Source organism: Actinomadura formosensis NBRC 14204 (assembly GCF_001552155.1).
Lineage (GTDB): Bacteria > Actinomycetota > Actinomycetes > Streptosporangiales > Streptosporangiaceae > Spirillospora > Spirillospora formosensis.
Genome location: NZ_BCQQ01000183.1, coordinates 1 through 9060 on the forward strand (window position 1 = coordinate 1; position 9060 = coordinate 9060).

The window sequence follows — 9060 nt, forward strand, 5'->3', positions numbered from 1 at the left end:
ACACCCCCCGCGCGCCCACCCCCCCGCGCGCCCACACCCCGCGACCGCCACACGAGCTCCAAGGGGCCGCGTGCGCGCGGTCGGGGGAGGGGATTGGTGGGGGCGGTGGGGCCGGTGTTGCCGGTGTTGTGAGACTCTCTTTGAGTTGATCTTAGTTCGAACCGATTTGGGTCTGGACAGATTCTGTGTTAATGCCTAGCTTTAATACGGATGCCGGTGGTTGTGGTGCTCCGGCCATAGCCGCGCGCCTCGTTGGGGTGGCGGCGGAGTAAGCGTTGGCTTACCTGCGTTGAGCTGCGACGATGTCCGCTGGGCGGGCTTATATGTCAAATTCCGGCATATCGTCCATCGCATTTCGGCGACATGCTCATCAAGGGCCGTCCGGCCTTAACATTCGACTTGCACGTGCGTAGACTCCCGGCACCCGCGCTGCCGTGCGAGGCGTTCGAAATCATGACTCGCGGGGTACGCGGTAAAGATCGTCTTTTTGACGATCGAGTCGCAACGCCCCTGTCGAGGAGGACGGATGTCCGGGTTTTCCCTGTCAAGCCCGGCCAGCGCAGAAGTGGATCTCGGCGGCGGCGACCTTTCCCTGGTCGTCGTCGTCGCCGTGATCGCGCTGCTGGCACTGGCCGTCGCCGCGGGTCTGGTTCGCGATGTCCTGGCCGCGGGCCAGGGCACCGCCAAGATGCAGGAGATCGCGCGGGCCGTTCAGGTGGGCGCCAGTGCCTATCTGAAACGCCAGTTCAGAACGGTCGCGGTCTTCGTGGTGCTGATCCCGCTCGTTCTGCTGCTGCTCCCCGCCGACTCCACGGGTGAGCGGATCGGACGGTCGGTCTTCTTCGTCGTCGGCGCGCTGTTCTCCGCCGTCACCGGGTTCACCGGCATGTGGCTCGCGGTCCGCGGCAACGTCCGGGTCGCCGCGGCCGCCCGCGAGGAGGACGGCGAGAAGACGGCGATGCGGATCGCGTTCCGCACCGGCGGCGTCGCCGGCATGTTCACCGTCGGCCTCGGCCTGTTCGGCGCGGCGGTCGTCGTCCTCGCCTACCAGGGCAACGCGCCGAAGGTGCTGGAGGGCTTCGGGTTCGGCGCCGCGCTGCTCGCCATGTTCATGCGTGTCGGCGGCGGCATCTTCACCAAGGCCGCGGACGTCGGCGCCGACCTCGTCGGCAAGGTCGAGCAGGGGATTCCGGAGGACGACCCGCGGAACGCGGCGACGATCGCCGACAACGTGGGCGACAACGTCGGCGACTGCGCGGGCATGGCGGCCGACCTGTTCGAGTCGTACGCGGTCACGCTGGTCGCGGCGCTCATCCTCGGCACGGCGGCGTTCGGCACCGAGGGCCTGGTGTTCCCGCTGGTCGTGCCGATGATCGGCGTCATCACCGCGGTGATCGGCATCTTCGCGGTGGCGCCCCGCGCCGGGGACCGCTCCGGCATGTCGGCGATCAACCGCGGGTTCTTCATCTCGGCGGCGATCTCGGCGATCCTCGTCGCGATCGCCGCGTTCGCGTACCTGCCGTCGTCCTTCGCCGACCTGAACGGCGTCACCGACAAGGCGATCCGCGGCCTGGACGCCGACCCGCGCTGGGTCGCGCTCGGCGCGGTGATCATCGGGATCGTGCTGGCCAGCGTCATCCAGTTGCTCACCGGCTACTTCACCGAGACCAACCGCAGGCCGGTCAGGGAGGTCACCGACAGCGCCCGGACGGGCCCGGCGACCGTCATCCTGGCCGGCATCTCGCTGGGCCTGGAGTCGGCCGTCTACACCGCGCTCGTGATCGCCGGTGCCGTCTACGGGGCGTTCCTGCTCGGCTTCGGCAACACCACCGTCGCGCTGTTCGCGGTGGCGATGGCCGGTACCGGGCTGCTGACCACGGTCGGCGTCATCGTCTCGATGGACACCTTCGGGCCGGTGTCCGACAACGCCCAGGGCATCGCCGAGATGTCCGGGGACATCAAGGGCGAGGCCGCGTCCATCCTGGAGCGGCTGGACGCCGTCGGCAACACCACCAAGGCGATCACCAAGGGCATCGCGATCGCGACCGCGGTGCTCGCGGCGACCGCGCTGTTCGGCTCGTTCCGGACGACGGTCATCGCGGCGCTGGACGGCGCCTCGAAGAGCGCCAAGGACGCCATCGGCGCCGACTTCCTCACCTTCAACCTGTCCATCGCCAGCCCGAACGTCCTGATCGGGCTGATCATCGGTGCGGCCGTGGTGTTCCTGTTCTCCGGCCTGGCGATCATGGCGGTGGGCCGGGCGGCCGGACGGGTCGTGGTGGAGGTCCGCGAGCAGTTCCGCACCAAGCCCGGGATCATGGACTACACCGAGAAGCCCGACTACGACCGCGTCGTGGACATCTGCACCCGGGACGCGCAGCGCGAGCTCGCCACCCCCGGACTGCTGGCGATCATGACGCCGATCGCGGTCGGCTTCGCGCTCGGGTACGCGCCGCTCGGCGCCTACCTGGGCGGCGCCATCGCCGCGGGCGTGCTGATGGCGGTGTTCCTCGCCAACTCCGGCGGCGCCTGGGACAACGCCAAGAAGGTCGTCGAGGAGGGCAACCTCGGCGGCAAGGGCAGCGAGGCGCACGAGGCGACGGTCATCGGGGACACGGTCGGCGACCCGTTCAAGGACACCGCCGGTCCCGCGATCAACCCGCTGATCAAGGTGATGAACCTGGTCGCGCTGCTGATCGCGGACGCCGTGGTGACCTACGCGGGCAACATCCCGCTGCGCGTCGGGGTGACCGTGCTGTCGGTCGCGGTCGTCGTCGCGGCGATCGTGGTCTCCAAGCGGCGCGCCGCCCCGATGGCCGAGTCCGCCCCGGCCCCCGCGGTCGAGGGCGGCACGGTGCAGGCGCCCCCCGTGGCGGACGGCCAGGCCAAGTCCGTCGAGGAGGCGGCCGTCGGCGCCGACTCGGGCGCGGCCAAGACCGAGACGGGCACCGGGGAGTCGGCCAAGAAGGGCTGACAGTTCAGAAGGGGAGGGCCGGTGGCGACGCGCCGCCGGCCCTCCCGCATGTCAGGGTCGTGTCCCGGCCACGCGGCGGCGGCCGTACGCTTGACGTGCGGGCCGGACGCCCCGGACCCGGACGTGCAATGAGATCGGGAGGCGCTGTGGCGAACAGCGGCGGCGGCAAGCCGACCATGTCGGGCGCCAAGGGTTTCGTCCTCGTGCTCGGCGGGATGCTCGGAATCCTTCTCGTGCTGTGGGGGCTGGCGGCGCTCGCCGCGCCCTAATGTGGCGGTCATGCCCACGCTCATCGTGCTCCGCCACGCCAAGGCCGTCGCCGGTTTCGGGACGCCCGACATCGACCGCACCCTCAACGACCGAGGCCGGCGCGACGCCGCGGCGGCCGGGGAGTGGCTCCGCGCGAACGGTCTCGTCCCCGACCGGGTGCTGTGCTCCACGGCGGCCCGGACGCGCGAGACGCTCGACCTGCTCGCGCTCGACGCCGCCGTGAGCCACGAGCCCGCGATCTACGACAACGACCCCGAACGGCTCCTCGCCCTGGTCAACGAGGCCCCGGACGATGCCGGGACGCTGCTGCTGGTGGGGCACAACCCGTCCGCGCACCAGTTCGTGCACGATCTGACCGGGCAGGCCCCGGACTCCTTCCCGACCTGCGCGCTCGCCGTGATCGAGCTGCCGGGCGCGTGGATCGACGTCCGCCCCGGCCTGGGAACGCTCCGGACCGTCCGCACCCCGAAGGGCTGACGCGGGTCAGGGCCGGGGTGCGGCGGCGGTGAGGGACGATTCGACGACCGTCCCGGCGTCGCGGCGCAGTGATCTGATCGTGTAGCGGGTGCCGGACACCTGCAGGAGGGCCTGCCGGAGCGGGGTGAGTTCCTCCCGGTCCACGCCCGCCTTGATCTCGGCGCGCCGCCGCCGGGTGATCGCGGACAGGTGGGAGTCGAGGTCGGCGAGCTCCTCGTCCAGTTCCAGGACGGGGGCGGCGTGCTCGGCGTCGAGGTTCGCCGGCTCCTCCAGCAGGCCGGCGGCCTCCTCGAACCGGTCGGCGAGCCGGTCGAGGATCTCCGGGATGGGCCCGGTGTCCACGGCCTTCGCGCGGGACAGCTTCGCGACCGTGATGAGGTGGTCGCGGGTGCGGTGCGCGGCGTCCACCGACCTGCGCAGCTCGGCGATCAGGCCGGTGTCGGGCCGGCGTTCGTGGCCGAGCCGGGCCCGGGTCTCGGCGACCGCCTCCGCCGACCGCTCGGCCGCGACGATCGTGTCGTGCGGCAGCCGGACCCGCTCCCCCGCGAGGACGTCCGCCGCCGCCCGGACCAGGCGGGCGTGCGTGCGGAGGAGACGTTCGAGCTGGACGGGCAGCCGCTCGGCGTGCCCGGCGGGCCACAGCAGCCGGACGGCGAGGTAGGCCATGGCCGCGCCGGCGATCGTCAGCCCGATCCGCTCGCTGGCGGTGCGCCAGTCGGCCGGCACGGAGAAGTCGAGCAGCATCATCGCCAGCGGCGTCCCGAACAGCGCCCAGTAGACGTAGTTCACCGACCGCATCGCGAACCCGGCCAGCGCGAACCCGAAGACGATCAGCGCGATGGCGGTCTGCCCGGGGACGAGCGTGAGGATGACCGCGGCGACGGCGGACCCGGCCGCGGTGCCGCCGACGCGCTGCACGAGCAGGTCGACGGTCTCGCCGTAGGTCGCGCGCAGGCTCAGCATCGCGGTGATCGTCATCCAGTGCCCGTGGGAGAGGCCGAGCACGGCGGCCAGCGCCATCGACACGGCCGCCGTCACGAACACCCGCGACACCTGCCGGAACACGGGGGACCGGGTGCGGACGGCGCCCCGTGTCCGCTCCCACGCGCGCATCGGGTTGAGCGTTCCCGGCATCCGGGGCGGCGCGACCGCGATCCGCAGGCCGCCCGCGACGATGCGGCGGGCGGAGGCGACCTCGCCCGCGATGCGGTCGATGGACCGGCGCACCTGGCTGATCAGCGCGACCGCGACGAGGTCCTCGTCCCCGGCGAGCCCGGCGCGCCGGATCTGCTCGGCGGTGCGCCCCATCCGCCGGACGGCCGCGGACTCCTCCCCGCCGAGCGGCGCCTCGCCCGCCGTCGCGGTCGCCCCGGCCAGCAGCCGCAGCCGCGCCGCGAGCGCGGAGATCGCGGTCTGCGTCTCCAGCCGCCACTCGCGGTCGGGCGGATAGTTCTTCGCGGCCTCCAGGACGGCTTGGAGTGTGACGGTCTCGTGCAGGACGCGTCCCAGCGCGTCGATGAGCCGTTCGGGCCGGGTGGGGTCGGTCCGGCCGCGTCCGGACCGGTACAGCGCGTAGGTGGCGCGCGCCGACGTCAGCGCCTCGGACGCGGCGCGCCGCCTGGCCTCCCAGTCCGGTATCCGGGTGACGGCCAGCAGTTCGGGGCTGGTCAGCTCGATGGCGTCCAGCGGACCGGCGTCGTGCGCCCCGACGTCCTCGGCGACCGCGTCGAGCGCCTCGGCGACCGCGTCGGCGCACTCGCTCAGCGCCGCCCGCAGCGGGCGCAGCCGCCGGGCCGGCCACGGCGCCAGCAGCAGCCCGGCGGTGAGCAGCCCGCCGATCAGCTCCAGCAGCCCGATGTTCAGCACGTCCCCGGCGGGCGGCCGGACGGCGCTCAGCAGTACCGCCAGGCCCGCCGTCGCCCCGATCCGCGGCACCGCGACCCCGAGCGCGACGAGCGGCGGCACGACGATCACGGTCGGCCACAGGTGCCCGCTGAGCAGCCCGCCCACGGCCGCCCCGAGCGCGACGACCACGACCCCGACCGCGAGGCTCCGGGCCTGCGCCCCGTAGGGTCCCTCCGGCGCCCGCAGCGCGACGAGATAGGCCCCGAGCGCGATCATCGACCCCTGCGCCGGGTGCCCGGTCAGCGCCCCCACGAGCAACGGCACGGCCACCGCCACGGCCGCGGTGGCCCCGTAAATGGGGGACGCCCGCCCGTTCGCCTGAACGTACGCCTGGCGCGCACGCTGCAGCACCGCTGTTCCTCCGCTTTCCTACGGCCGCTCGCGGAGATCACTTTCCCCGCGTCTCACCGTACCCCGATGGGTCAGCCCGCCTTCTGGGCGTCGAGGGCGTCCGCGGCCTCCACCTCGTCGCGGGAGATGCCCAGGAGGAAGACGATCGTGTCCAGGTAGGGGACGTTGACGGCGGTGTCGGCGGCTTGGCGGACCACCGGTTTGGCGTTGTAGGCGATGCCCAGGCCGGCGGCCTGGAGCATGTCCAGGTCGTTGGCGCCGTCGCCGATCGCGACGGTCTGGCTGATGGGGACCCCGGCCTCGCGGGCGAAGCGTTCGAGGGCGGCCGCCTTGCCGGCGCGGTCGATGACCCGGCCGGTGACGCGGCCGGTCAGCTTGCCGTCGACGATCTCCAGCGTGTTGGCGGCGGAGTAGTCGATGCCGAGGTCCTCGACGAGGGCGTCGGTGATCTGGGTGAAGCCGCCGCTGACGATGGCGAACTTGTAGTCGAGGCGCTTGAGGGTGCGGACCATCGTGCGGGCGCCGGCGGCGAGGCGGAGCCTGTCGCGGACCTCGTCGATGGCGGAGGCGTCCAGCCCGGCGAGGAGCGCGACCCGTTCGCGCAGGGAGCCCTCGAAGTCGAGTTCGCCGCGCATGGCGGCCTCGGTGACCTTGGCGACCTCGCCGAGGCAGCCGGCGTGCTCGGCGAGCAGCTCGATGACCTCGCCCTGGATGAGGGTGGAGTCGACGTCCATGACGATCAGCCGCTTGGCGCGCCGGCTCAGGCCGCTCTGCTGGACGGCGACGTCGACCTGCTGCTCGGCGGCCTCGGCGGTGAGGGCGGCGCGCAGCGCGTCGGGGTCGGCGCCGGACACGTCCATCTCGATGCAGGTGACGGGGGTCTGCGCGAGCCGTTCGATGCGGTCGATGTTGGCGCCGTGCGCGGAGATCCGCCCGGCGATCCCGGCCATGGCGGCGGGCTTCAGCGGGGCGCCGAGGACGGTGACGTGCAGCCGCCCGGTCCGCTTCGGCAGCCGCCGGTTGCGGCCGGTGGACAGCTCGATCTCCATGTCGAGGTCGCTCGCGACGTGCTCGGCGGCGTTCCAGACGCGTCCGATGTCGGCGCCCTCGTGGTAGGCGAGCAGGACCCCGAGGATGAGCCGCCCGCGGATCACGACCTGCTCCACGTCGGCGACCGTGAGCGGGAAGTCGGAGAGTGTCCGGAACAGACGCGACGTCACGCCGGGGCGGTCGCGTCCGGTGAGTGTAATGAGCAGCGTGCGCTGTGCTGACCCGTCCATAGCTGTTTTCCACGGTACCGGCCGTGACGTGGGGCTCGTGCGCCCGGTCCGGCATGCGAGACGCTACCGGCCCAGGATGAGGTTGAGGTCCCCGAATTCGTGCCAGAGGTAGGTCTCGGCCAGAGCGGCCTCGTAGGTGGCGGTGAGCAGGTCGCGGCCGGCGATGGCGGTGAGCATCATCAGGTGGGACGACCTGGGTTCGTGCAGGCCGGTGAGAAGGCCGTCCACGGCCCGGACGCCGTTCTCGGGGGTCACGATGTGCTCGGTCCACCCCGAGGACGGCCGGACGCGTCCGGAGGCGTCCACGGCCGTTTCCAGGGCGCGGACGGCGGTCGTCCCGACGGCGATCACCCGGCGGCCCTGGGAGCGGACGTGCTCGACCAGCGCGGCCGTCGCTTCCGGCACGCGGTAGCGCTCGGCGTACGGGGGTTCGTGGGCCTCCGGGGACGCGACGCCCGTGTGCAGCGTGATCGGCGTGATCAGGACGCCGCGGGACACCAGGCGGGTCACCAGTTCGGGTGTGAACGGGCGGGCGGCGCTCGGCATCTCCGCACCGCCCGTCGCATGGTCGTAGGCGAACACGGTCTGGTACGCGGCGGCGGGCCAGTCGCGGTGGACGTACCCGTAGCGGATCGGCACCCCGTGACGCCGCAGGTACGGGACGACGTCGGTACTCAGGCGGGCGCGCCAGAGGCGGTGGGTGTGCCGTCCGACGAGGGTGAGGGTGGCGCCACCGGGCAGGGGGATCCATTCGCCGGGTGAGCCGCCCGCGTAGGGGTGGGCGGTGGCGCCGGTCAGGCGGCGCAGCTCGACGAGCCACAGCCGGTCGTCCGCGCCGGGCACCGGGGTGGAGAAGTGCACGCTGATCCGGTCGAGCCGGACGGCGGCGGGCAGCGTGGACGAGGTGTTGACGACCAGCAGGTCACCCGGGTCGAGAAGGGCGGGCAGGTCACCGAACCCGTGGTGGGTGATCTCGCCGGTGGCGCGCCGGGAGACCAGGAGCCGGACGCCGTCGCGGGTCCGGCCGCGCGCCTCGGGCGGCTCGTGCGCCTCCAGGGACGGGGGCAGGGTGAACTCGACGGTCATGTCCTGACCTCCAGGCGGAACGCGGCGAAGACCCCGAACGCGGCGATCGCGGCGCACAGCGCGCCCGCGACGGCGAGGCCGGTGCCGAGCCGGGCGGCGCCGAACGCGGCGACCAGCGCGCCCGCGACGCCGACGACGAGGGACGAGCCGAGGGTGTCGGCGACCTGCAGTGCGGACGAGTTGACGCCCTGCTCGTCCGCGGGCGACAGCCGCAGCAGCAGGACGGACAGGCTGCCGATCGCGAACCCCATCCCGGCCCCGGCCACGATCCACGGGAGGACGGTCGTCCACCCGGAGAACCGGAGGCAGACCGTGGCGACGGCGATCCCCGTGATGACGCAGAAGGCGCCGAGCAGGACGTAGAACTCGCGGGGCCGCTCGGACCTGCCCTGGATCTGCGACGCCGCCGACCAGCCGAGCGCCCCGGCGGTCAGCACGAGCCCGGCCGTGCCCGCGCTGAACCCGTGCAGCCGGACCAGGGCGAGCGGGATGAACACCTCGGCCCCGGTGAACGCGCCGGACAGCAGCCCGCGGACGGCGATGACGCTCGGCAGCCCGCGGTGGAACCGGAGCGTTCCGGGGGGCAGCAGCCGGGGCAGCCCGAACACCAGGCCCGCGATCCCCGCGGCGGCCGCCGCCGTGGTCGTCCAGCCCGTCCCGTCCAGGCCGTAGAGCAGGAGCGCGGCGCCCGCCGCGACGGCGACGGCGGCGGGCACG

General features: G+C 73.0%; 6 protein-coding genes and 1 pseudogene. 3 read left to right on the forward strand and 4 right to left on the reverse strand.

The window, feature by feature from the left end; translation table 11 throughout:
- Positions 1 to 526 precede the first annotated feature (526 nt).
- The 3 genes from AF1_RS30255 (at position 527) to AF1_RS30260 (ending at position 3721) form a co-directional block, all read left to right on the forward strand.
- On the forward strand, positions 527 to 2974 hold the full coding sequence (locus tag AF1_RS30255) for a sodium-translocating pyrophosphatase (protein ID WP_067807095.1): 2448 nt from the start codon (positions 527 to 529) through the stop codon (positions 2972 to 2974).
- Between the two features lie 146 nt (positions 2975 to 3120).
- A complete protein-coding gene (locus AF1_RS36720) occupies positions 3121 to 3243 on the forward strand; it encodes a hypothetical protein (protein WP_255218851.1) in 123 nt (40 codons plus the stop codon).
- Positions 3244 to 3253: 10 nt separating this feature from the next.
- Positions 3254 to 3721 carry a SixA phosphatase family protein gene (locus tag AF1_RS30260; RefSeq protein ID WP_067807098.1) on the forward strand — a complete coding sequence of 156 codons (468 nt, stop codon included), beginning with the start codon at positions 3254 to 3256 and terminating at the stop codon, positions 3719 to 3721.
- 6 nt (positions 3722 to 3727) lie between these two features.
- Here the strand turns inward: AF1_RS30260 and AF1_RS30265 are convergent, their stop codons facing one another.
- From AF1_RS30265 to AF1_RS35475, 4 genes and pseudogenes are all read right to left on the reverse strand, one after another.
- Positions 3728 to 5977, reverse strand: coding sequence for an FUSC family protein (locus AF1_RS30265; RefSeq protein ID WP_067807101.1), 2250 nt, complete (start codon positions 5975 to 5977; stop codon positions 3728 to 3730).
- A gap of 71 nt (positions 5978 to 6048) precedes the next feature.
- Positions 6049 to 7257: a phosphoserine phosphatase SerB gene (serB, locus tag AF1_RS30270; RefSeq protein ID WP_067807104.1), complete on the reverse strand. Its 1209-nt coding sequence runs from the start codon at positions 7255 to 7257 to the stop codon at positions 6049 to 6051.
- A gap of 63 nt (positions 7258 to 7320) precedes the next feature.
- Positions 7321 to 8343 carry an S-adenosylmethionine:tRNA ribosyltransferase-isomerase gene (locus AF1_RS30275; protein ID WP_067807106.1) on the reverse strand — a complete coding sequence of 341 codons (1023 nt, stop codon included), beginning with the start codon at positions 8341 to 8343 and terminating at the stop codon, positions 7321 to 7323.
- Positions 8340 to 9060 (reverse strand): annotated as a pseudogene (locus tag AF1_RS35475) (MFS transporter); the annotation flags it as partial. The gene AF1_RS30275 and the pseudogene AF1_RS35475, both read right to left, overlap by 4 nt.